Here is a 22117-nt window from a genome sequence, read left to right as displayed (position 1 = left end):
TTATCTATTCAGCGCCCCAAAACACTATTTTTTCATGCAAAAGACAATAATAGCCTGCTGCACTCTGAGCAGGTTCTTTTTGAATTCGTACCCCACAAAATACTCCGAATCAATCACATCATCCGAAACCTCTTCGCCTCTGTAAAACGGCGGGCAAGGATTCAGCACTGCTCCGGCATTTGCAAAGTTCATTATTTCTTTCGTAACCTGATATTTATTATCGCCGTTAAGCATCTCCGAAGGAAAAGAATCCGTACACACTATATCTTTTCCCACGATTGCATCTCTCAAATTCTCGATGCAGTCTGTCTCCGGAATTCGAAACTCATCGGGGCAACTCTGCGTCAAAGAAAATCCAAAAGCTTCCGCCGCTTCTTTCCACGCGCGTCCGATGTTCCCGTCGGCTCCGACAAACAGATACTTGTCACTGAGATAATCCTTTCTTATCTGCGAAAGCGAATACAAGTCCGCCACCATCTCGCACGGGTGGTTATCATCCGTCATCGCGTTGATAACGGGAATGTCAAGATTCTCTGCCATTTTTCCAAGCAGATCAATGTCTTTATGCCGCACTATAACTGCGTCCGCCCAGTTTTGCAAATAGCCGCAAACATCCCTTATATCTTCTTTTTTATCCAACGCACTTGGGTCAAAAAGGATTGTCTGCCCACCCAAAAGGTGGATTCCCTTTTCAAACGACACTCGCGTCCTAATGCTGTTTGCAGGAAAAAACATGACAATCGTCTTTCCGGTCAAAAAGCCCTCGTACCGATTGATGTTATCGGCTATGTCAAAGATTTCTCGTAATTCTTCTTTTTTATAATCAGTAAGTCTTAAAAAAGATCTCATTTTTTCTCCTGCTTCCGATGCTATCGGTTATGCTTAAATCGGCGCCTCTGATATCCTAGTGCTGCTGTCAACTAGACACTACACTAGTCTCTTACGGATTTCTCAGCATCACTCTGCCATCCACAACTTCAAATCCATACTGCGAATAAAGCTTCTGCGCATCCTTTGTGACCAATATACCTCGAAGCCCCTGAAGTTCCGGCGATGAAACTATGTGTGACACAAGCGCCTTTCCAAGCCCTTTGTTCCTATATTTTTCATCGATTATAACATCGCTCAGATAATAGTTCGTCGCATAATCGGTAATAACCCTCGCAAATCCTACGAGATTCTCTGCCTCCTCAAGGTACAAGCCATAGCACTTGGAATTCTGCACAGACTTCTCAATCTTTTCCACAGGGCGCTTATCTGCCCAATACGTCGTCCGAAGAAGTCGCACGATATCATCAAGTTTCATTTCGTTTATGTCTTCAACTATTCTGTACTCCATGCGCTGCCCTCCTTGCAATAACGCCGGTCAACTAGTCTTGAAACCTTTTCTCTCCTGCGCTTTATCTATAAGATCATGAGCTTCTTCGAATGCTCCGAAAAGATAATCCGCGTGCCATTCTTTTCCCGCTTTTTCCTGCTTCTTTATCTCTGCCCAAGCGGCGTGAAGTTCTTCCTCAGTCTCAAACTTTACATCGGTGAAAACATGCGGATGCCTGCGTTCCATCTTATCTGCAACCGTTTTTGCCACGTCTTCGAATGTAAAAAGCCCTTCTTCCTCAGCAATCACTGAATGAAACATTACCTGAAGCAAAAGATCTCCAAGCTCTTCCTTGAGGTTCTCCGCATCACCGGTCTCATCAAGTATATTGATTCCACCGATAACCTCCGCAGCCTCTTCTATGCAACCTGCTTTAAGACTTGTATGCGTCTGTACCTTGTCCCACGGGCAACCGTTCTCGCTTCGAAGTGTTTCTACTATTTTCTTTAGTCTTTCTATTTGTGATGTATTCTTCATATCCTTAGGATGTTCTCGCTTTCTCTGTTACCGCCATTATGGCGTGCTATATACATACTCACCATTATAACAGCTATAGGACATAGCGGAGCGATTTTATTTGATAGGAATTTTCTATCAAATAAAAAGCTCCTCGCAAAAGATTTCTCTTTCCGAGGAGCCATAAGCACAAAATACCTCTGCATCACGGCAGGAACTTCCCTGCTGCCAGATACAACGCATACCAGTCATGATGAGAAAGCTCAACTTTTGTGGCATCACACGCATTATTGATATGATCGACATTCATTGTCCCGATGATTGCCTGCATCTTGGCGGGATGGCGAAGAATCCATGCAATCGCAATTGCTGTTTTGGATACATGCTCGCGATCCGCAATTTCTGCAAGAACCTTATTAAGCTCGGGATAATCGGGATTGTCGATAAACGTACCGCCAAACATACCGATCTGAAGCGGCGACCACGCCTGAATCGTGATGTCATTCAATCTGCAATAATCAAGCGCACTTCCGTCTCTGTTTATAGACATATCCGTTGTCTTGTTGTTCATGTAAAGCGACTGGTCGATCAACTGCGACTGCTCAAGTGAAAGCTGCACCTGATTGATGACAAGCGGCTGCTTTACATATTTTTTCAAAAGTTCAATCTGCATAGGCATCAGATTACTTACACCGAAACGGCACACTTTACCTGCTTCCTCAAGTTCATCAAAAGCCTCCGCAACTTCTTCAGGGTCAAACAAAAGGTCCGGCCTGTGCAAAAGAAGTGTATCGATATATTCGCATTTAAGTCTGCCAAGAATGCCGTCAACGCTCGCTATAATATTCTCTTTTGTCCAGTCAAACTCAGATCTCTCGGGGCAGATGCCGCACTTACTCTGAATGAATATCTTTTCCCTCTTAATTCCTGTGAGCGGAAAAGCCTCTGCAAAGCGTGTTTCAGCCTCTCCCATTCCGTAGCATGTCGCATGGTCAAAATAATTGATTCCGCGCTCGTGGGCAGTTTTTATAACCTTTGCGGCTTCCTCTTTCGAAAGAGAAGGCATTCTCATGCAGCCCTGAATAATAGCAGATGCGTTCTGTGGTCCGTTCATTATGTCAATGTATTTCATCTATGGTCCTTTCTGTCTCTATGCAGATTCTTTGCATAATCTTCAAATGTCATAACAAAGTCAGGCAAAGCGTTTCACACCCTCAAAAACTTTGCCATATTTTTTTCCGATTCTCTTAGAATGGCGTTGTATCAGGATCTGTCTCATATCCTACGCAGCCCTTAAGATCAGCGATGCGCTTAACATCTGCTTCCTCGAGCTCAAAATCAAACACCTTGAAGTTCTCTTCAATCCTTGCAGGTGTAACCGACTTCGGAAGAGGAAGATATCCCATATGAATGCTAAAGCGAATGCAGATCTGCGCAATGCTCTTTCCGTATTTTTCCGCAAGCTCTTTCATCTCGGGAACATCAAAAATCCTGCCTGTTCCAAGCGGACTGTATGCTTCAAGGATCATTCCTTTTTCCCTGCAGTATGCGACAAGCTCATCCTGCGTAGCTCCCGGACAAAGCCTGATCTGATTTACCATCGGCTTGATCCTTGCAGTCTTCATGAGCGCATCGATGTGGTGCTGCTTGAAATTACTTATACCGATCGCACGCACTTTTCCCGCTTCATAAAACTTCTCCATCGCTCTCCAAGTCTCGGCGTTTGCCTCCTCCCAGCGGTCTCTGAACATAGCCGGATTGGGCCAGTGGATCAAGAGAAGGTCGACATAATCAAGCCCCAGCTTTTTTAATGATTCGTCAAAAGAGCTGACGGTAAGCTCATAGCTGTGCTTATCGTTCCAGATCTTGGTCGTAACAAAGATATCCTCTCTCTGTAATTTATTGTCGATGATTCCTCTTCTGATGCCCTTGCCGACACCTTCTTCATTTCCATATACCTGCGCCGTATCAATATGGCGATACCCCGCATCTATAGCACATTTCACGCTTTCAACAGCAACATCACCCTCAGGTGTCTGCCATGTTCCGAATCCTATGCAAGGAATTCCCACACCGTTTGAAAGCTTGTAAACTTCGGTTTGCTTCTTCATATCTCGCCCTCCGCAAAAAGAATAGCTGTCATTTTTCACATAACTTTTATATTGTACCATTTCTACGATACCGCCACTTATCATATTCTGCGATATTATCTGTCATTTTTTGATGTAAAAAAAGCAGACATCCAACAGATACCTGCTTTTTCTTCGCCATCATTTATATTTTTTTCTGACACTCACCTTGCTTTTATTATTTCCTCCGCCATTCCAAACAGCTCATCGGACGTTATATTCTCATCAAATGTCATTATGCAATAATGTACATCACCCATTTCAAAAATCACGTTTGATACATAATATGTCTCGCGTTCATCAGTGCCGATGCTGATAAAAAAGTGATCGTCAGTTTCTTCACGCTTAAGCTCTTCTTCGGTTGGTGAGATATCTTTTGACACGGGAAGTCCCAGATACTCATCGCGATTATAGTAAATATCAATATTGTCGACCGTATGAATTTCATTAGCCCTTAAAGCAACGCCCGGATCATCATCAATGCGACCGTTTACCAAAGCTGATTCCATATTTACACTGATCTGAGGTTTATTATCGCATACATACTCAATTCTTAACTCTTTAAATCGCCCGACAGTTTTATCATCATCATCTACAAGGCGCCAGTCCTCAACATCCATCGATTCAAACTTATACCCGTTACTAAATGTTTCCACAGCAGTGACGTCTATTCCTACTCTTTTCTCAAGTTTTTCCAAACGACTAAAATCAGATGTTTTGGAGAAAAAAGTGTCCGGACTAAAAGAAGTGACAACTCCTGTAGCCTTACCCACTGCAACTCCGCAACCTCCAAGAACAGCCAGGCATGCCGCTGTCAAAGCAACGATTTTCTTTACGCTTATCTTTTTCCGTACTACGTTCTTGGAACCGCCCGCCTTGGCAAGCTTGCGAATAATTTCCTCTTTTTGAATTTCCGAAAAGTGAAGTTCGTTCATCGAGTTTTTATAAGAATCAATTATATATTCATTCATAGATTTCACCTGCCTTTACACCGTAGTCGCCACCTGCCTCCAGCTTTTTTCTAAGCTCACGCCGACCTCTCGAAAGATATTGCGAAACAGCAAACTGCGACTTTCCCATGATTTTTGCGATTTCTTTTACCGAATATCCTTCATAGTAATGAAGATAAATGCTCATGCGATAATTAAGATGCAACTTCTTTATCTCCTCCAAAAGATCTGAATCAGGCGCCTTCGGAGCTTCTTTTTCCTTGATAGCATCAAGCCCTACCGTTTTCCTTGAATAAGCGCTCTTTCGGAGGTCGTGACATGCATTTATCGTAGTGCGTATCAGCCATGCTTTTTCATGTTCATTTGTGTCAAAAGATAAATCGCAGGAAATCAACTTAAGAAGCACAGTCTGACAAATATCTTCCGCATCAAACGTATGCTGCAAGTAATTGTAGCTGATTCGGAGAATCATATCGGAGTATGTCTCCACCACCCGCCTTACTTCTTTTTCATCCATGTAAAATGCTCCTTTATCAAGTATTATGTCGCATCTACCGTTGAATTGAGTTGCTTTGAAAATGAAACCGTTAACACAATTCTTATACCTCATCATAGATGCACTTGAAGGCCTTCTACTTATAAAACGATTCGTAAATAGAAAAACTGACAGTAACATATCATTTTTCTATAAATTTTATCTTCTGTGCATTTACGCATCACTTTCATCATATACGCCTGTTTTCCAAATTGAAAAGCACAGCCCCAATTCTTGAAGCTGTGCTCACACTTTTTTTGTCTTAATTATTCCGTTTCCAGTTTGCCAGAATTTCCAATACATCGCTTGGCTCTTCCGCAAAAATATTAGCTCCTATCTCCTCAAGATAAGCCTTATCTCTAAAGCCCCACAGCACAGATATGCATGGAAGATTCGAATTCTTTGCCGTTGCAAAATCAACCTCAGAATCACCGACATACACCGCTTCATCCGCCGAACTCCCCAGTTCATCCATAGCTTTCACAACCATATCGGGCGCAGGCTTTCTTTTTATCCCGTCCTGCTCTCCGATCGCAACTTCAACCACTTCGGAAAAGAACTTCTGATTCAGCTCTTTTACCGCAGAATCAATCTTGTTGGAAACAATGGCCATCTTGTAACCACGCTCTTTAAGCTTCTTCATAAGCTCGATTATGCCGGCGTAAGGTCCCGTCTTATCAAGACAGTGCACATCATAATGCTCCTTAAAAACCGGCACCATCTCATCTATCACTTCCTGCGAAGTTCCTTCAGGCACCGTAAGCTCGATTGCCTTCCTTATGCCGTTTCCAACCGCGCGCCTGTATTCCTCGAGCGTTATCTTCGGAAATCCAAATTTCTCCATCGTATAATTCACGGACGTTGTCAGATCATCAAGTGTGTTCAGCACTGTTCCGTCCATATCAAAAATCACTGTGTTAATCTTGCTCATAAAACTTATTCCTCGTTCAGTAGTAAACATTTATCATTGCTGTATCTTATCAGTTCTGTTTTTACCAAGTCTTCTTTACAGGCATTACATATTTTCATCCTATCACCTTTTCCCACTCATCACGAGTAATCGCGTATGCATATGAGATCTCATTATGGGGATCCGGATATTCTTTTATCTTCTTCATGCCGTTTGCAAGCGCTGTAGAATACGAGCCGACATTGGTATACTTCATATAAGAATACAAAGTATCGTAGTCGGTATTGTTAAATGCCCAGTCCCTGCAAGCGCGGGCAGCCTCTTTGGCATAGCCTTTGCGCCAGTGCTTTTTATTTATGTGATATCCGATCTCGGGAAGCTGCTCACCATCTATATTTTGAATGGTTATCCCGCAGTCGCCGATAAATTCTCCGGTCTCTTTTAGCTCGATAGCCCATAGTCCAAAGCCGTACTTTTCATAGTTATCCAGATTCCATGTTATCCACTTCTTTGTCCACTCTTCATTATAAGGCATTGGATAATGCTGCATAGTCTCAGGATCTGACAAGATCTCATAAAGAACGTCGAAATCCTCCATGGTGTATTTTCTAAGTCGTAGTCTGTCTGTTTCAATCATCTTGTCAGTCCTTTCCTTCTATTTTGGTCCTAAGGGACGGGGTTTGTAGTTCATCATTTCAAAAATGGACCACTGCCCCCGTCCCCCCCGGCTCACTTTCCAAATAGCATATCTGCGGCCTTCTCAAGCGCTCTTCGCTCCTCAACGTCGTCGTAGCTGCTTTCCTTATCATCAATGCCTTTTACAATATCAATGAAATACAGCCCGTCGCGGTTACAGTAGAAAAAGAGCTTCTTAACGCCGCGAATCTTGAACCTCGCTTCAGCCCTGCCTTCCGGGTAGAGCTTTAATAGTTGCATATCATCTGACGATACCGCTGCCGCAAAAGAAATATAATGCTCCTTTGTCATTTCATGGTCAAAACGCACATAGTACTCATCCTCGACTCGCTCGATAAATACCATATGCTGCTCATCGGTCGCCTCCGCTTCGAGCGGAGAAAGCTGAATCCCGTGGCACTGTATAACCGACTCACCCATACTGTGGATCACGTTTCCGCAAACCGGGCACACATAGAACTTTGACCTCATCATATTTGCAGAGACATTTTCATTATGAATGGTGTTTCCGGAAATCAGCTCCGTAATCGACACGCCAAATGCATCCGCAATCGGCTCCAGTAGCGTGATATCGGGATATCCCTTGCCCGTCTCCCACTTAGAGATTGTTTTGTCGCTAACTCCCAGCTTATCAGAAAGCTGAAGCTGTGTCATATTATTTTTTTCACGCAGTTCCTTAATGACCGCACCTGTAACATATTGATTCATTTTCTTTTACCTCCATGTACCGATTGTAAATCTGCACATAAATCTCACACCACCTACGTATCGTAGAGTTCCGGAAATGCGCCACGGAAACTTATCAATAAACCGTTTAAACCATACCTATCGTAATTTCGTATACAACAAAGGTTTTTCCGCCCCTTTTTCAAACTATTATAGTGAAAAGACATCTATCTTCGGAAATATTTTCACCTTCACGAAATAATATTTCCACTGAAATATTATTATTTTTCACATGGATTATTACCCAAAATTGCTTTGGCTAAATTGTACACATTCTACAAAGTTATATGATGTCGGCGCATCCTTCTAACTATTTTTCACATGTTTTTGTGTTGTTTTTTGTGCAATATGCAATACAGCATTGCACACATTGCAAAAATTGCTGTAACATATTTTCATAATTCGAGTCATAATTAACGATAAAATCGGCAATTTCCACCTATACTATTTCCCCAAAACATGGTATCTTTATATCAATTTGTATGAGGAAAATGAAAATGAGAAAAAGCTATTTATCTATTGTGCTGATTGCTACACTTGCACTCACCGCATGCGGTACAAATGCAAGTAATGCTACGAATGTCACTTCCATATCAGTCGAAGATATGCCGCTTAGTGCAGAGCCAGCAGACGATACAACTACACAGAATAACACAATAGCTACAAACACATTTAAATTTAACGAAAATGTTTTCTCAAAAAAAGCCGCTACAATTTATGGCGAAAAGACAAAAGCTTCATTTTTCAATTTATGTAAAGCATTGAAAGCTGGGGAAGATACCTTCGAATGCCCCGATGAAGCTACATATATAGAATGTATTGAAGGAGATCTTTTAAGCCACTTCTTCCCGGCTGCGGTATCATGTATTTCAGCCGATCAGACAACCGGATTCGAAGACGGCGTAGGAAAGATCAAATACAATATCACAAAGGATGAATTCCATTCCCGAGAGAAAGCATTTGAAGATAAAGTTATTGATACGTTAAATGCAAACGTTGATCCAAGCTATTCTGAATTTGAAAAAGCTTTGAACTTATACGTATACATCTCACAGAATTTCGTTTATGACTACGAGATGTATGAGGATTACTTAGCCGGAAAGGGCGAAAACGTTGGAGCTTACAGAGCTTTAATGGATAACAAAGGCATAAGCCAGGAGTTAAGCGACCTTTACTCCTATCTTCTTTTACAGTGTGGCGTCGAGGCAGACGTCATCAGCGGTTATAATATTAACGGTGACCATCAGTGGAGTTTTGTTTCCATCGGTGGAAAAGATTATCATGTCGATCCTACACAGGGACTCAGTAGCCCGGATTTATTTGATGATAACACACCTTTGGACTATTTCTTAATGACAGACAATACCCGTGCGGAGAGAGACGGTTTTTCAGATTATTATCTTTGCGGTAGTAATTCTCTCAATGTTCAGGCAACAGACGATAAGTACTCTACCCTTACAGGCGGATACTTCCTTAAGCTTGATTGTAACCGCAACATTTTAACTTACGGCGGATACGACGGCGGCGGAGTTCAGGAATTCCGTTATGATGACTGACAAAATAACAATGCATTTTAAAAGCTGACAGGTTTTAATTCCTGCCAGCTTTTTGTTAATTAGAATGAGCCCCAATTATTCTTATCTTTGAAGTTCTTCATCTTCTTTGCCCACTTTGATATTTCTTTTTTCTTAGCGTAATTACGCACATTTTCTCGTCCCAGATTCCTATATAGTTCCAATCTTTCTTCAGACAACTCTCCTCTTTCAATCGCTGCCCTTACCGCACATCCGGGCTCAGATTCATGTTTGCAATCGCTGAACTTACACATGCATGCAAGCTCAAGAATATCTGAAAAAGTATTATCAATACCTTCCTCCGTCTTAGCCATTCCAATCTCTCGCATACCCGGAGTGTCGATTATCGAAACTCCGCTCGCAAGCTGAATAAGCTGTCTGTGCGTCGTTGTATGTCTTCCCTTTGAATCGGACTCTCTGATTTTTCCGGTCTTCATCACGTCATCACCAACTAAAGCATTTAGAAGCGTTGATTTTCCCGCTCCTGAGGAACCCAGAAGACATATTGTCTTTCCGGGAATGAGATATTCATTAAGCTCATCCAGTCCTATATCATACAACGCAGAAATAGCATGTACTCTGACTTTGTCGGATATGGATTCCACCTCTCGCACATACCTTCCTACATTACCGCACAGATCTGACTTGGTAAGCACTACAACAGGCACCGAGTCACCCTGCAGCACAACGCTGACATATCTCGCTATTCTGTTGTAGCTATAATCGTCATTTAACGATGTAACAATAAACGAATAATCTGCATTTGCAACCATATACTGCATAACACCTGTCTTTGCCTGATCGGGTCTTTGCAAAAAACTCGTCCTCTCACAGACAGATGTGATCACGGAATCACCTATCGGGTTGTAATTAAATGTGACATAATCTCCGACTACAGGGAGCTTTTCAGGATTCTCCCCGTAAAAACTTCCTTTTATCCTTCCCTGAATATCTTTTTCAAAGAAACGTATCGTATAAATATTCCTTTCCACTTCCGATATTCGTCCAAGTCTCTCCTTGTGAAGCCACTGACATGAAAGCTTAAGCGGCTTGTAATATGGAAACTTCTCATTGTATGTCGCAATCTCCGCAGGATTGCCACACTCTTCATATACCGAAGCTTCATAAAATTTGCCGCGAATCTTATCAAATCCTTCGTTTAAAGGAAGTGCCATGAATGCATCAAAATTCCCATACTTTGGATGAACTATTCCAAAGTGATCACATGTGGCAAAACCATGCTTAGGATAATATTCCGGTTCTCCGCAAAGAACTATCCCCTTATATCCTGCTTCTTTTGCCAGCGCCGTGGTCTCTTCAAGGAGTTTTTTTCCTATCCCCGTACTGAAAAGAGTCGGTTCAACCGCAAGCGGCCCGAAAGTCAGAACCTCATGTTCCATCTCATCCGCCACAACCTTTGCCCTTGTATAAAAAATCGCTCCGACAATCTGTCCGTCAAGTTCTGCCACACGACTCAACTCAGGAAGATAATCCTTTGATTCTCTGAGCTTATGAACCATTAAATGTTCATTGCATCCGGGGCCATTGATATTCCAAAACGCCCGCATGACCATATGCTCTGTATTGTAGTAATCTTCTTTAGTTTCTTTTCTGATAATTATATTATTCAATGTTTTGGTCTCCTTAATTCTTCTGACTTATCTTTTTTAAAAAAGCCTGCACCTCCGTCCTAAAACGGCAAGCTCCTAACTTTCACACCTCCGTTCCCAGAGACTGCGTTCGTTACAGATATGAAGACCTTGTGCAAATTGAATATGCGCCTTGAATCAGGCAAAGATAGTATTTAGCAATATCCTATGAATTTCCTATCAAATAAAAAAGACCGCGACTAAAACAAGCCACGGTCGTAAACTCAAATATAAAAGATTCAATAAAAATCAAAAAGCACATACCGAGGTCATCATACTGTATTTAATTACAATCTCTGTTTTCATAACACGCATCAAATGTACCTCGCTTTCTTTAAGATTTTTATTTCAATACAAAGTGTAGCAAAATCCCTCTTTAAATGCAACGATATTTTTGCAAACCACCATGCGTTCCCGTAAATAAAGTAATGTTCACTCTCTTAACTGTTCCATCAATTCCGGAATATCATACTTTAGTGTTTCATAAACAATATTAAGATCTACATTTCCATAATCATGTACTATTCTATTCCTTAATCCTGACATCTCATCCCAGGGAAGATCCGGCTTTCCTTTTTTATACTCAACTGAAAGCTTTTTCGAATTTTCAGATATTTGTATCATCCTAAACATCATAGAATCGAGAAGTACCTCATTCTCATTCAAAGCCTTCAAATCTACATCTTTCATATGAATCACAATGAATGCTATATCCTTCTTTATCTTCTCTAAGTAGTAATTATCATTTTTAATATTATCCATAAATCCTTATCCCGTCCTTTAATATTTCATTAGTCAATTCCAAATTATCCTTAAGTTGTTCAAGATTAAGCGCATCTATTTTCTTATGAAGAGTATTCCTAAGCTTTTCTACCATTCCGTAATACTTAATTCCTTTTACATCCGAAGATATAAGCAAATCCAGATCACTCGTTTCCGTCGCTTTTCCCTTTGCATAAGAACCAAACAAAATACAGTAATGCACAGGATAATCTTTAAAAACTTCCATACATTTTGTTTTTATATAATCAATTTCCAATACTCCATGTTCTTCATCTATCGGGTTTATCTCTTGAAGTCTATCGTATATATAATTATATTTTATAGAGTCTTCTTTTAATTTATCATTCTCATACGACTTATATGATCTAAGGGAGATTCCAACAAGATTAGCTACCTGTTGTTGAGTAAGATTTTTTTCTATTCTTAATTCTTTTATTGAACTCATTATTGCACCTCCTATATTTATATAGTGCAATATTTGCACCTCAATGTCAAGCAAAGTGCAAATATTGCACTTCTTCGTCATTTCAGGTGCAATTTTTACACTTTATTTTTCTATAAAGTGCAAAAATGCTTTACAACCCTTCTAATACAAAACGGATTGTAAAGCATTTTATTTTATCTTCAATATCCAATCTCTTTAAGCACCATATCCATCAGCTTTGCGTTAGACATCGAGAACTCCTGCGTTATAAAAGGTACCGCCTCTCCGGCAACGCATTTGCTCATCTGCTGGATTTCCAGGAAATAGTTCTGCGGAATGCTGACTTTCCGCTCAATCTCTTTTCCCTGCGTAAATATCTTGTAGCTCACATCGCCCTGCTGGTTGTATTCAACATCAGAGATTATATGACCGTTGCTTCCGTGAATATACAATCTGTCGAGTCTTGCAGGCTTTTCTTTTCCCAAGATCATTCCTACGTTAAAAGAAGCTCTTGCTCCGTTGGCAAATCGAACTATCGCCGATGTAGAGATGTCCGCGCCATGCTCGTTATATTCCGCAATCGCCTTGACATAATCGGGGCTTGAATCTATAAGCGAAAGAATCATGGTCGTACAGTAACATCCAAGGTCGTACATCGCTCCGCCGCCCATTTCTTTATAGATTCTTATGTCGTCTTCATACCCCTGCGTCAAAAATGCTGTCTCGATATAATCAACATCGCCGATGACTCCGCTGAAGACATCTTTTTTTAGACTCTGAATATACGGGCTGTGAAGATACGCATAAGCTTCCATAAGATACACGCCGTTCTCATTGGCAGTTTCAAACATCTCTTTTTCCTGCTCTTCATTGAGAGCAAGCGGCTTCTCGCAAAGAACATGCTTCCCCGCCTTCAGCGCTTTGATAACCCATTCGTAGTGAAGATTGTTGGGCAAAGGAATGTATACCGCCTGCACAACTTTATCGGCAAGCAGTTCCTCATAGCTTCCATAGGCCTTCTGAAAACCAAATTTTTCCAAAAAAGAATCAGCCTTTTCTTTATCTCTTCCCGCTATGGCATAAAGCTCACAGCTGTCCGCAAGCTGCATTCCGGGAATCGTGCATCCCCTCGCTATATTTGCAGTTCCAAGTACACCCCATTTGATATTTGCCATACAGATACCTCATCTCAATATACTTTTTTACATACAACAATCTCTTATATTATTGTAGCATAGAAAAAAGTATCGCATCCATATCAGAACGTCAGCCTCATCTGATTCCACGTCACACCGCCGTGAATTGACTCACTTACGCCCTCATCTTTAAAACCAAATTTCGCATAGTAGTGCACAAGTTTATCCTTGCAAGTAAGAACAAGGCCTTTTCTGCCCTGTCTTTTGGCATCATCAACAGCTCTTTTTATAAGCTCTCCGGCGTAGCCGTTTCTCCTATACTCAGGAATGGTATTAACTCCGAAGATCATCTGCCAATCGCCGTTTTCATCGTGTAATTCAGCTTTTTCATACATATCATCCGTAAGATCTTTTTGATTCGTCACAAATCCGTCTACAAAAGCTATAAGCAAATCTCCGTCAAACATAAGCCAGAAATGATCCGCGTAATGTTCAAGCCTTTCTTTAAACTCTGCTGCAGTCGCAGCTTCCGTCGGCGGAAAACACTCCGCTTCCATCTGAGCGATTGCGTCAAGATCTTCTATTGTTGCTGTTCTTATGTACATGTTATGTTTTTCTCCTTAGCATTTTTTGAACCATATGGTCTCTTGGGGATGAGGTTTGTGGTCCATTTTTTACCCAAAAAGATTAGTTGACAGATATCGCAATCCCGTGTCAGGAAAAATAGCAACTATTGTCTTATCTTTATTCTCTTCTCTTTTCGCAACCTGAGTAGCCGCATACAGAATTGCTCCGCTCGAAGCTCCAATCAATATACCGTCAGTCCTTGCTACTTCTCTCGCAGCTTCATAGGCCTGGCTTGTTTCAACAGGAAAACACTCATCATAATATCTATCATCAAGATTTGACGGTACAAATTCAGCAGGAATTCCTACAAAAGGATGTACTCCCGCAATTTCTTCCGGATTGGGATTATCTTTCGAAGGAATAGAATTTTCTCCGGGTTGAACAGCTATTACTTTTATATCAGGTCGCTTTTCTTTAAGATATTTACCAACTCCGGTAACTGTTCCCCCTGTTCCGACAGCAGCAACCACAATATCAACTGTTCCTTCACTGTCTTCCCATATCTCCGGCCCTGTTGTCTTATAGTGTATCTCAGGATTAGCCGGATTTGCATCTTGATTTACAAGAAAAACACTATCATCTTTTCCCAAAAATTTCTCATAAAAAGCTGCATATCCGGCAACATAATCATTATTATTTTCTTTAAGAGCCTTATCAACTTCCGAAACGTCACTCATGTTAGACACCTCGGTCCCGAACGCCCTCATTACCTTAAACCGTTCTTCACTCACTGTATCTTGCACGTAGATATGCGTTTTATACCCTTTCACTGCCGCAATTGCCGAAAGACCTATACCGGTATTCCCGCTGGTTGCTTCCAATATTGTTCCGCCTTTTTTCAAACTGCCGTTTTTCTCAGCTTCCTCTATCATGCTGAGGGCAATCCTGTCTTTTATACTCTGATTAGGGTTAAAAAACTCTATTTTCCCCAAAATATCCGCATCCAAACCATTCTTTTTTATATATCCGTTTAATCTAAGTAGTGGTGTATGCCCGATTAGTTCTGTTATAGATTCGTAAATTCTTCCCATGATGTCCTCCAAAAAGCTGCGCTTTTGATACGCTAAGTGCTCTGCACAAAAAGGCCGAAGGTCATTATAAACAAATAACCTCCGGTCTTCCGGTCGCGCTAAATAAATAACTATGTTCAAAAAGAATACTATCACAAAGACCTTGAACCGCATAATCACTATAATTTATCGGTTGGTATCAGTTTCTCTTATTGCGCCGTTTATTTTAATAAGTCATCATATTCTTGGCTTTCATATCCAAGGATGTGCAATCACTTCAATTCAACATAATTGGTAAACAGCTCCGCTCTTGGATATGTTGTAATTGAAAAATCACCATTCGAATCTATGTCAAGTTCAACATAAATTTCACCATCATCTGCAACAACATGGAACTTACAGTTATTATTAGCAATATTATCTGTAATATCAAATTGCTTATCGTGGAAATAAAGAATCATCTTACCATCATCTGTCTTATCCACGTCTACTTCATTAACCTTTTCCTCGGCAATTTCTTCTCCTGTCAATGGTCTTTCACCGTTTTCAGGGTCCACAGAAACTCCTGTTTCAACCTGCTTATTTCCATCCCCATCAACATACTCGATCGATTCGTCATTGATCGTAACATCAGTCTGTTCGCCGTGAATCCACATCTGAACTGTCTCTCTGATTCCACCAATATCAGCTGCATATGCAGTTCCCGAACCTGCCAAAACCACAAACATAACTGCTGCCGCTACCAAAAGATTTCTATGTGTATTTTCTCTCTTAATTCTGTTCATTCTTTTTTCCTCCAAAGTAAAGTCGCAGGAGGAATTAAGTACAGAAAAAGCCTTCTTATACTTTTCTTTATTGCTCATCTTCCCATTCCTCCTTGAGTGCGTCTTTTAATTTGGCACGTCCGCGCGACAGTCTGACCTTAACGCTACTTTCCGTAACTCTAAGTATCTTCGCTATCTCTTTTACGCTGTAATCCTCATAGTAAAAAAGGTGAATCACAACTCGGTACTTCTCAGGCAATTTCAGAACTTCTTCAAATAGTTCTCTGCTTTCAGGCGTTTCGAACGTAAGCGTCTCGACATAATCTTCAAGCGACATTTCATTTTTCCGTCTGAATGAGGACTGAATATTTTTTGCTTTATTGATTGCCACCCTTAGTAGCCAGTATCGGATGTGCTTTTCGTCATCAAATTCTTTTTTTGTCATGTAATATTGTAAAAATGTATCCTGAACCACATCTTCTGCATCTGCTGCACTCTTGCATATGTTAAACGCCGCGGCGTATATGTTGTCCTTGTACATTTCTACCAATTCCTGTACAGGTATCCTCATTAACTACTCCTTTATAAAGCCTTATATAAATAATACAATCGGGTGGCATAAAAGGTTACAAAAAAACTGCAGAAATTTTTTTAATCATAAATTTCCGCAGTATATCTGACAAATATTCATTTCAGTCCAACTATTTTCTTGATCTGTTTTTCTGTCGCAACAGGATAAACATCATTCATATATTTCATAATTCTGTTCGCAGATTCCTGCGGCGTTTCGCCGTACGCCTTAGTCACATGCTTATAGCCCCATAAATGTTCAGGAGTGCAGTATATCGCGATTGGCCAGCCATACTCTTCGCCAAGCTTATTCTTGCGCTGTCTGAAATCGCGGACGCACAGATATGTCTGCATCTGAAGCCCCGTTATCGTTCCGTCGAAATTCTTTTCTCCGCTCTTTCCGAAGCCGGCTTGCGCCTTAAGTTCATTGGAATAATATTCTGCATCTTCATTTTCTTCAGCAAAAAGAGTCATAATCTTGCGCTGCTTCGCCGATGCCTTGCCATCTTCCCAGAGCGCATCAAAGTCATAGCCGTCCCTGCGGACATTCACAAAATACGGAAGCCATTTCTTGGAGATAAATCCTGCCTTTTTATCAAAGAACTTCCCATAGGCAACCTTGCCGCTCCGCGCTATAAGCTCTCTCCATTCCCACGGATCAACCTCCGGATCGCCACACCACCAGTACTTTGGCACAGTCCTCTCCTCAATCGAAAAGCCGGGAATATCATTCTTAAAAAGTGGCAAAAAACCTACTTCATTTATATAATCAATCGCCTCTTCCACGCTATGAAGACACTCAGGATCATTCCATGATACACCGTACATTATCCATGTTCCGTTTTCGTTTGGCATAGATTGTCCTCCTTTTCGATTTCCTGCAGACCTACCTAATCAGCGCCTCGTCTACCACACTTCCTTAGTATAGTAATATCTCGCTCCCGTTATCGGGTACTCCTTTAACGCAAAGACTTCCTTATATCCATGCTTCACATAAAACGCAGGCGCCTGAAAAGAAAATGTATCAACGAAAGAATACTTGCATCCGCGCTTCTTAGCCTCTTCCTCAGCAGCCTTAAGCAGCTTACTCCCGATGCCTTGCCCTCTTAAGCTCTCATCCACAACCAGGTACTTGATACATAGCCAGTTGCCAAAAGTCTCGCCTGTAAGCCCCGCAAGTTTCCTACCGCTCGCATCCTCATAGTAAACGCCGACCGGAACCACATCCGACGTTTCAAGCTTACTTAAATTATACGCCTTAAGCATCTCAAAGACATCCGCAATATCCTGTTCGTTTCCATCATTTGTAATTCTTATCTTCATCTTTATCCCTTCTATTCCATATAATAGGTCAAAAAAAGACGGAGCCATGATCTATTTTAATCAAAATGGACCACTAACCCCGTCCCCAAGAGACCACTTTACGCAAGCGCGAGCCTTGCAGCCTCGGTTGCATGAATGATTGTCGTATCATATGTCGGAAGAACACTGTCCTCCTCTTTGATCAGCATACCGATCTCGGTGCAGCCAAGGATAACGCCCTCTGCGCCGCGATCCTTCATATATGAAATAATCCTCTGATACTCCTTGCGAGAGGAATCAAGTACCTTTCCAAGACAAAGTTCATCGAAGATAACGTTGTTTACAAGCTCGATATCTTCTTCATCGGGAATAATTATCTCAAGTCCCGCTTTAACAAGTCTGTCCTTAATAAAATCCTGTGTCATTGTAAACTTAGTTCCAAGAAGCGCAATCTTCTTGTGACCGTCGCGCTTTATCGCATCGGCGGTGGCATCGGAAATATGAAGAATCGGGACATTTATCTTTTCCTCAATCTGCGGAACAAGCTTGTGCATTGTATTGGTAGCAATCACGATAAAATCAGCGCCCGCCTTCTCAAGCCTCACTGCCGCATCGGTAAGAATCTGTGCGTTGCCGTCCCAGTTGCCGGTGCTCATGTTTTCTTCAAGCTCGGCAAAATCAACGTTGTACATCATGATCTTGGAACTGTGAAATCCGCCAAGTTTCGCCACCGTTTCCTTATTAAGAATCTCATAATAAGTAATCGTGCTCTCCCAGCTCATTCCTCCGATAAGTCCGATAGTCTTCATAATTTCTTCCTCCTCCATAACCTTTTTATAATAATCGGCACACCGATGCTAACACCGGGTGCCGTTTAAATCTTAATCCGCTACTCTCTCCTCAACAAACACTCCTGTCAGTCTCGGCACATTGAATCTGCTTGTGAAAAGCTCGCATTTGCACAGGAATGAGAAAAAGATATGTCTTCCCTGTTTGCACATTGATTCATAATTTCCAAGTCCTTTTGCAAGAATAATCTCCGCGCTGTCTATAGCCTTTCTGGCCTCATCAGACAACATATGATAGATTGTTCCGGCCGCAGAATTGCCGTTTGAAATAATCCTGTATTTTTTGCTGAGTCCGACATATTCGGCATCTTCGAGTGTTACGTCGTTAAGCACATCAGCGCCTCTTACCATAACTGACACTTCAAGCTGCGGATACTTTTTTACAAGCTGCTCAAGAAACAGCTTATCCAGCACGATCTCTCCGCAATTATCAGCAACCAAAAGGAACTTCTTTGCAGTCTCACACTGTGCAAAAAGTGACTTGATATCAGCCTCATCCTCGCTTCTCATCTTCGGATCATCGAACAAAACAAGGAATGTATTCTCATCAACATTGTTCATCGCACCAAAGTCTATGTAATTTCCGATTCTCGCAAAAACAAGCGCCTTAAAAAGCGGATCTTCCGAGCTCTCTATCTTCTTTCTAAGATCATCTTCCATGGACATCACAAGGTCGTTGTACTTTCTCTTCACATCCTTATAGGAAGCCTTTTTACCAAAGCGCCCCTCATAAACACTGTTAATTCTATATACAAGATACGGCGCCGTATCATCTTCATCTCTTCCGTCTATTATCGCCTTTATCTCAGCAAGATAATCCTTATCATCCGTAAGGTTCTTCTGCTGGTTAAAAAGACATTCCGCACAACTTTCACTTACTCGCATTCAAATCCCCTTCCATGCCTGTAAAAATGGTCCACTAACCCCGTCCCCAAGGGACCACCGAATAGCCACCTCTTAGAGCTTCTTATACATAGTTATCTCGTCAACACTCTTGCCGCAATCAAGCCTGAACGCATCGGGAAGGCATCCCCATTCTGTAAAGCCCATCTTCTTATATAAAGAGCGCGCCGGTTCATTGTCAGAAAGCACTCCGAGCTCCATGAGCTCATAGCCCGATTCCTTGGCAAAGTCGATTGCACGGTTCACAAGTATATTTCCAAGTCCCATTCCGCGGTACTCTTTTCTGATAGCGATTCCCATGCTGCAGCGGTGAGCCACTTTCCTGTGAATCGCTCCGCTACTGTAAACCGCAACATTTCCTATTATCTTCTCCCCGTCAAAAACAGAGATCATAGCCTGGCGATTATCATCCGCAAGATTTTTAAGTCTGGCTTTCTCAGCCTCCACTCCCGCTTCATCACGCTTAACTTCATCGCCGTACCTGGTCATATAATGTGTATCACTTGAAACCTGATACATTAAATCCAAGTATTCCACTGCATTGTCAGGTCCTATTGATGTCATCTTGTATTCTTTACCGTTCTTGCAAGTAATTTTCTCAGGTTCCATGTACATATTTATACCTCTTTTCTATATGAATTTTATTTACGCACTTTATTTTATAAACGAAAGGCTGTTCATTACCGTCCTGCCGGCTCCGGAAGAAAGTCCCATTCTGGCAAAAGAAAGAGCCGCCAGAAACAGCAGATTATATCCCGTAAACACAAGAATGTACTTATTCTTGTTTGCATCTTTGGTATTGCAATAGAGCTTAAAAGAGATAAGGCTCGCCATTGACGCAATAAGTGTTCCAAGTCCGCCGAAATTCGTTCCTACTATCAGCTTGTCATAGCTTCCCGTAAATCCGGATAAAAGAATCGCCGCAGGCACATTACTTATAACCTGACTAAGCGCAACGGAAAGCACTACTTCATTCCCGTTAACGGCGGATAAAAGAGCATTTGAAAAAGCCGGAATCCTCTTCATATTTCCGATAAAGACAAAAAGAAAAACAAACGTAAAGAGTAAGGAATAATCAGGCTTTGAAAGCGTCTTTGCATCAAATATAAGTACAAGTGCAAGTACTAAGGCAAGTGCTATTTCATAAGGAACAACTCTTACAACAACAAGGATCGCAAATACAAAAGTAAGCGCGTACAGTGCGATCAGCCTCTTTTCCTTACCGGTTCTCATATAACTGTTTTTTCCGCTCTTCTCTATACCCGACCTGTCAGCCTTAAAATAGATTACCGCTGCAAGGAGCGCAAACGCGAACACCGAGTAAGGAAGCATACATCCCAAAAACTCGTTAAGAGACATTCCCGCCTTCGAATAAAGGTAGAGATTCTGCGGATTTCCTATTGGCAAAAGCATGCTTCCAAGGTTAGCCGCAATCGTCTCAAGAACTACCGTAATAATTAGCATATCGGTACGTCCCGCGATTTCAAGGGATATTATCGTAAACGGCACGAAAGTTATAAGTGCCACATCATTTGTAATTACCATTGCGGAGAAAAAAGAAAGTGCGACAAGAATCGCTATCATCTCTCTTGTATCCTTCGCCTTGCAGACAAGATACTCTCCCGCCTGCTTAAAAACTCCGAGCTTCTGGAGCCCTGCCATCGTAAGCATTAGCATAAGAAGAATACTCAGCGTCCTAAAATCTATATACCCTATATATTCCGCATCGGGACGGATAAAACAACTTGAAACAACCGCCAGTACAAAAGAAATTGTGAGTACCGCTTCTTTTTTTATGAACTTACAAACCTTACTAAACATCTCAGATCTCCAAAAACAAAAAATTTAAAGTACATTATAGGTCAGTGTCCTCTTATATGCAAGATAAAACCCGATTTAACAGGTCGTGTATTATTTATTATTTTTCAACGATAAATGCTTGATAAAATAAAATGTTGTGGTAAAATTAAGAAAGAATTAATGTTTTGAGGAGAGAGTTTTTTTATGAAGAAAAGAATAATTGGCGTGCTACTTAGCATGTGCATTGGAGTTATGGCAATGGGTTGTTCGCTTGACGATCTTAAAGAGCTCCAGAATTTGGAAGATGTTAACGATCTTGAGATAGAAACAGTTGATGATTCTGAGGTAAAAGCACCAACTGATATTCAGACAGAGGATGGCGAGTCTGTATCTGTTGCACAGGAAAGCAACGGAGAAGATCCTTTCAAGAACAGCGAACTTGTAAAGAACGGAAGTGCCACTCCCGTAACTGAGGACGGTTTCTATACCGCTACTCTTCAAGCATCGGGTAAGAACCGTGCCGGAAATCCTAACGAAGACGGAAATGTTTCATGTATAGCTTATGATACAGCACTTACAAACAGTGAGTTACTTATTAAAGGTGTATACGGTTACAGCAGTGTTGACGGCGGAGAGATGGAATCAAACTCAGATGATGATTCATTCTCATTCAAGGTTGATGCTAACACAAAGTTCACTATGCTCGGCGGAGTTGACGGTCCCGAAGAGGTTCCTTTGGAAAGTTTCAAGCAGGTCCTTTCAAGCTGTGCCGATTCAGAGCTCATACTTATGGTAACCGTAGAAGGCGGCGTTGCTAAAGAAGTTTCAATCAGTTCATGATAATATCGATTTTCAGAATCCTTATGGACATTTAGTTGTCCATAAGGATTTTTTTTACATATTTTTCCTTAAAAATGTCCTCCCCTTCATCTGTTGATTTTTAAAAA

26 protein-coding genes are annotated in these 22117 nt (G+C 41.4%); 2 read left to right on the top strand and 24 right to left on the bottom strand.

The window, feature by feature from the left end; translation table 11 throughout:
* Positions 1-24: 24 nt before the first annotated feature.
* The 10 genes from BM398_RS10540 to BM398_RS10490 form a co-directional block, all read right to left on the bottom strand.
* Entirely contained in the window at positions 25-849 is an 825-nt protein-coding gene (locus tag BM398_RS10540; RefSeq protein WP_092337632.1) for an ornithine carbamoyltransferase, read from the bottom strand.
* Positions 850-940: 91 nt separating this feature from the next.
* A complete protein-coding gene (locus BM398_RS10535) occupies positions 941-1339 on the bottom strand; it encodes a GNAT family N-acetyltransferase (protein WP_092337631.1) in 399 nt (132 codons plus the stop codon).
* A 27-nt stretch (positions 1340-1366) separates the two neighbouring features.
* Positions 1367-1855: a MazG nucleotide pyrophosphohydrolase domain-containing protein gene (locus BM398_RS10530; RefSeq protein WP_092337630.1), complete on the bottom strand. Its 489-nt coding sequence runs from the start codon at positions 1853-1855 to the stop codon at positions 1367-1369.
* 184 nt (positions 1856-2039) lie between these two features.
* A complete protein-coding gene (locus tag BM398_RS10520) occupies positions 2040-2966 on the bottom strand; it encodes an aldo/keto reductase (protein WP_092337628.1) in 927 nt (308 codons plus the stop codon).
* A 115-nt stretch (positions 2967-3081) separates the two neighbouring features.
* Positions 3082-3945: an aldo/keto reductase gene (locus tag BM398_RS10515; RefSeq protein ID WP_092337627.1), complete on the bottom strand. Its 864-nt coding sequence runs from the start codon at positions 3943-3945 to the stop codon at positions 3082-3084.
* Between the two features lie 182 nt (positions 3946-4127).
* A complete protein-coding gene (locus BM398_RS10510; RefSeq protein WP_092337626.1) occupies positions 4128-4934 on the bottom strand; it encodes a hypothetical protein in 807 nt (268 codons plus the stop codon).
* The gene (locus BM398_RS10505; protein WP_092337662.1) at positions 4927-5430 is read right to left on the bottom strand and encodes an RNA polymerase sigma factor; all 504 of its coding nucleotides are present in this window, start codon (positions 5428-5430) and stop codon (positions 4927-4929) included. Before BM398_RS10505 ends, BM398_RS10510 begins: the two co-directional genes overlap by 8 nt.
* A gap of 280 nt (positions 5431-5710) precedes the next feature.
* Entirely contained in the window at positions 5711-6379 is a 669-nt protein-coding gene (locus tag BM398_RS10500) for an HAD family hydrolase (protein WP_175531911.1), read from the bottom strand.
* 94 nt (positions 6380-6473) lie between these two features.
* Positions 6474-6995 (bottom strand): GNAT family N-acetyltransferase, encoded by a 522-nt coding sequence (locus BM398_RS10495; RefSeq protein ID WP_092337624.1) that lies wholly within the window; start codon positions 6993-6995, stop codon positions 6474-6476.
* Between the two features lie 92 nt (positions 6996-7087).
* Positions 7088-7762: a helix-turn-helix domain-containing protein gene (locus tag BM398_RS10490; protein WP_092337623.1), complete on the bottom strand. Its 675-nt coding sequence runs from the start codon at positions 7760-7762 to the stop codon at positions 7088-7090.
* A 515-nt stretch (positions 7763-8277) separates the two neighbouring features.
* Between BM398_RS10490 and BM398_RS10485 the strand changes: the two genes are divergently transcribed.
* Positions 8278-9336: a transglutaminase domain-containing protein gene (locus BM398_RS10485; RefSeq protein ID WP_092337622.1), complete on the top strand. Its 1059-nt coding sequence runs from the start codon at positions 8278-8280 to the stop codon at positions 9334-9336.
* 59 nt (positions 9337-9395) lie between these two features.
* Here the strand turns inward: BM398_RS10485 and rsgA are convergent, their stop codons facing one another.
* The 14 genes from rsgA to BM398_RS10415 form a co-directional block, all read right to left on the bottom strand.
* Positions 9396-10985, bottom strand: coding sequence for a ribosome small subunit-dependent GTPase A (gene rsgA / locus BM398_RS10480; protein WP_092337621.1), 1590 nt, complete (start codon positions 10983-10985; stop codon positions 9396-9398).
* A 450-nt stretch (positions 10986-11435) separates the two neighbouring features.
* Positions 11436-11765: a HepT-like ribonuclease domain-containing protein gene (locus tag BM398_RS10475; protein WP_092337620.1), complete on the bottom strand. Its 330-nt coding sequence runs from the start codon at positions 11763-11765 to the stop codon at positions 11436-11438.
* A complete protein-coding gene (locus BM398_RS10470) occupies positions 11758-12231 on the bottom strand; it encodes a nucleotidyltransferase domain-containing protein (RefSeq protein WP_092337619.1) in 474 nt (157 codons plus the stop codon). Before BM398_RS10470 ends, BM398_RS10475 begins: the two co-directional genes overlap by 8 nt.
* Before the next feature lie 179 nt (positions 12232-12410).
* Entirely contained in the window at positions 12411-13385 is a 975-nt protein-coding gene (locus BM398_RS10465) for a Gfo/Idh/MocA family protein (RefSeq protein ID WP_092337618.1), read from the bottom strand.
* 83 nt (positions 13386-13468) lie between these two features.
* A complete protein-coding gene (locus BM398_RS10460) occupies positions 13469-13951 on the bottom strand; it encodes a GNAT family N-acetyltransferase (RefSeq protein ID WP_092337617.1) in 483 nt (160 codons plus the stop codon).
* A 69-nt stretch (positions 13952-14020) separates the two neighbouring features.
* The gene (locus tag BM398_RS10455; protein ID WP_092337616.1) at positions 14021-15004 is read right to left on the bottom strand and encodes a PLP-dependent cysteine synthase family protein; all 984 of its coding nucleotides are present in this window, start codon (positions 15002-15004) and stop codon (positions 14021-14023) included.
* 251 nt (positions 15005-15255) lie between these two features.
* Complete coding sequence (locus BM398_RS10450) at positions 15256-15846, bottom strand: hypothetical protein (RefSeq protein WP_092337615.1); 591 nt, start codon at positions 15844-15846, stop codon at positions 15256-15258.
* Positions 15836-16318, bottom strand: coding sequence for an RNA polymerase sigma factor (locus tag BM398_RS10445; protein WP_092337614.1), 483 nt, complete (start codon positions 16316-16318; stop codon positions 15836-15838). Before BM398_RS10445 ends, BM398_RS10450 begins: the two co-directional genes overlap by 11 nt.
* Before the next feature lie 116 nt (positions 16319-16434).
* Positions 16435-17172, bottom strand: a complete 738-nt coding sequence (locus BM398_RS10440; RefSeq protein ID WP_092337613.1) for an AlkZ-related protein — start codon at positions 17170-17172, stop codon at positions 16435-16437.
* 51 nt (positions 17173-17223) lie between these two features.
* Positions 17224-17640 carry a GNAT family N-acetyltransferase gene (locus BM398_RS10435; RefSeq protein ID WP_092337612.1) on the bottom strand — a complete coding sequence of 139 codons (417 nt, stop codon included), beginning with the start codon at positions 17638-17640 and terminating at the stop codon, positions 17224-17226.
* Between the two features lie 98 nt (positions 17641-17738).
* Complete coding sequence (locus tag BM398_RS10430; RefSeq protein ID WP_092337611.1) at positions 17739-18428, bottom strand: aspartate/glutamate racemase family protein; 690 nt, start codon at positions 18426-18428, stop codon at positions 17739-17741.
* Positions 18429-18500: 72 nt separating this feature from the next.
* Positions 18501-19352, bottom strand: a complete 852-nt coding sequence (locus tag BM398_RS10425) for a damage-control phosphatase ARMT1 family protein (RefSeq protein WP_092337610.1) — start codon at positions 19350-19352, stop codon at positions 18501-18503.
* A gap of 72 nt (positions 19353-19424) precedes the next feature.
* Positions 19425-19985 carry a GNAT family N-acetyltransferase gene (locus BM398_RS10420; RefSeq protein WP_092337609.1) on the bottom strand — a complete coding sequence of 187 codons (561 nt, stop codon included), beginning with the start codon at positions 19983-19985 and terminating at the stop codon, positions 19425-19427.
* A 39-nt stretch (positions 19986-20024) separates the two neighbouring features.
* Entirely contained in the window at positions 20025-21191 is a 1167-nt protein-coding gene (locus BM398_RS10415; protein ID WP_092337608.1) for an SLC13 family permease, read from the bottom strand.
* A gap of 183 nt (positions 21192-21374) precedes the next feature.
* Between BM398_RS10415 and BM398_RS10410 the strand changes: the two genes are divergently transcribed.
* Positions 21375-22010, top strand: coding sequence for a hypothetical protein (locus tag BM398_RS10410; RefSeq protein ID WP_092337607.1), 636 nt, complete (start codon positions 21375-21377; stop codon positions 22008-22010).
* Positions 22011-22117 lie beyond the last annotated feature (107 nt).

Source organism: Butyrivibrio sp. M55, from assembly GCF_900116865.1.
Lineage (GTDB): Bacteria > Bacillota > Clostridia > Lachnospirales > Lachnospiraceae > Butyrivibrio.
Note: the sequence above shows the minus strand (reverse complement) of the source record. Positions and strands in the feature narration are given on the sequence as shown.

Excerpts from the sequence above, each read along its gene's own strand:
- BM398_RS10490 (WP_092337623.1), bottom strand. The coding sequence starts at position 7,762 with ATGAATCAATATGTTACAGGTGCGGTCATTAAGGAACTGCGTGAAAAA.
- BM398_RS10515 (WP_092337627.1), bottom strand. The coding sequence starts at position 3,945 with ATGAAGAAGCAAACCGAAGTTTACAAGCTTTCAAACGGTGTGGGAATT.
- BM398_RS10440 (WP_092337613.1), bottom strand. The coding sequence starts at position 17,172 with ATGCCAAACGAAAACGGAACATGGATAATGTACGGTGTATCATGGAAT.
- BM398_RS10410 (WP_092337607.1), top strand. The coding sequence starts at position 21,375 with ATGAAGAAAAGAATAATTGGCGTGCTACTTAGCATGTGCATTGGAGTT.
- BM398_RS10485 (WP_092337622.1), top strand. The coding sequence starts at position 8,278 with ATGAGAAAAAGCTATTTATCTATTGTGCTGATTGCTACACTTGCACTC.
- BM398_RS10540 (WP_092337632.1), bottom strand. The coding sequence starts at position 849 with ATGAGATCTTTTTTAAGACTTACTGATTATAAAAAAGAAGAATTACGA.
- BM398_RS10505 (WP_092337662.1), bottom strand. The coding sequence starts at position 5,430 with ATGGATGAAAAAGAAGTAAGGCGGGTGGTGGAGACATACTCCGATATG.
- BM398_RS10520 (WP_092337628.1), bottom strand. The coding sequence starts at position 2,966 with ATGAAATACATTGACATAATGAACGGACCACAGAACGCATCTGCTATT.
- BM398_RS10450 (WP_092337615.1), bottom strand. The coding sequence starts at position 15,846 with ATGAGCAATAAAGAAAAGTATAAGAAGGCTTTTTCTGTACTTAATTCC.
- BM398_RS10470 (WP_092337619.1), bottom strand. The coding sequence starts at position 12,231 with ATGAGTTCAATAAAAGAATTAAGAATAGAAAAAAATCTTACTCAACAA.
- BM398_RS10435 (WP_092337612.1), bottom strand. The coding sequence starts at position 17,640 with ATGAAGATAAGAATTACAAATGATGGAAACGAACAGGATATTGCGGAT.
- BM398_RS10430 (WP_092337611.1), bottom strand. The coding sequence starts at position 18,428 with ATGAAGACTATCGGACTTATCGGAGGAATGAGCTGGGAGAGCACGATT.
- BM398_RS10500 (WP_175531911.1), bottom strand. The coding sequence starts at position 6,379 with ATGAGCAAGATTAACACAGTGATTTTTGATATGGACGGAACAGTGCTG.
- BM398_RS10510 (WP_092337626.1), bottom strand. The coding sequence starts at position 4,934 with ATGAATGAATATATAATTGATTCTTATAAAAACTCGATGAACGAACTT.
- BM398_RS10455 (WP_092337616.1), bottom strand. The coding sequence starts at position 15,004 with ATGGGAAGAATTTACGAATCTATAACAGAACTAATCGGGCATACACCA.
- BM398_RS10530 (WP_092337630.1), bottom strand. The coding sequence starts at position 1,855 with ATGAAGAATACATCACAAATAGAAAGACTAAAGAAAATAGTAGAAACA.
- BM398_RS10460 (WP_092337617.1), bottom strand. The coding sequence starts at position 13,951 with ATGTACATAAGAACAGCAACAATAGAAGATCTTGACGCAATCGCTCAG.
- BM398_RS10465 (WP_092337618.1), bottom strand. The coding sequence starts at position 13,385 with ATGGCAAATATCAAATGGGGTGTACTTGGAACTGCAAATATAGCGAGG.
- BM398_RS10445 (WP_092337614.1), bottom strand. The coding sequence starts at position 16,318 with ATGAGGATACCTGTACAGGAATTGGTAGAAATGTACAAGGACAACATA.
- BM398_RS10475 (WP_092337620.1), bottom strand. The coding sequence starts at position 11,765 with ATGGATAATATTAAAAATGATAATTACTACTTAGAGAAGATAAAGAAG.
- BM398_RS10425 (WP_092337610.1), bottom strand. The coding sequence starts at position 19,352 with ATGCGAGTAAGTGAAAGTTGTGCGGAATGTCTTTTTAACCAGCAGAAG.
- BM398_RS10495 (WP_092337624.1), bottom strand. The coding sequence starts at position 6,995 with ATGATTGAAACAGACAGACTACGACTTAGAAAATACACCATGGAGGAT.
- BM398_RS10415 (WP_092337608.1), bottom strand. The coding sequence starts at position 21,191 with ATGTTTAGTAAGGTTTGTAAGTTCATAAAAAAAGAAGCGGTACTCACA.
- BM398_RS10420 (WP_092337609.1), bottom strand. The coding sequence starts at position 19,985 with ATGTACATGGAACCTGAGAAAATTACTTGCAAGAACGGTAAAGAATAC.
- BM398_RS10535 (WP_092337631.1), bottom strand. The coding sequence starts at position 1,339 with ATGGAGTACAGAATAGTTGAAGACATAAACGAAATGAAACTTGATGAT.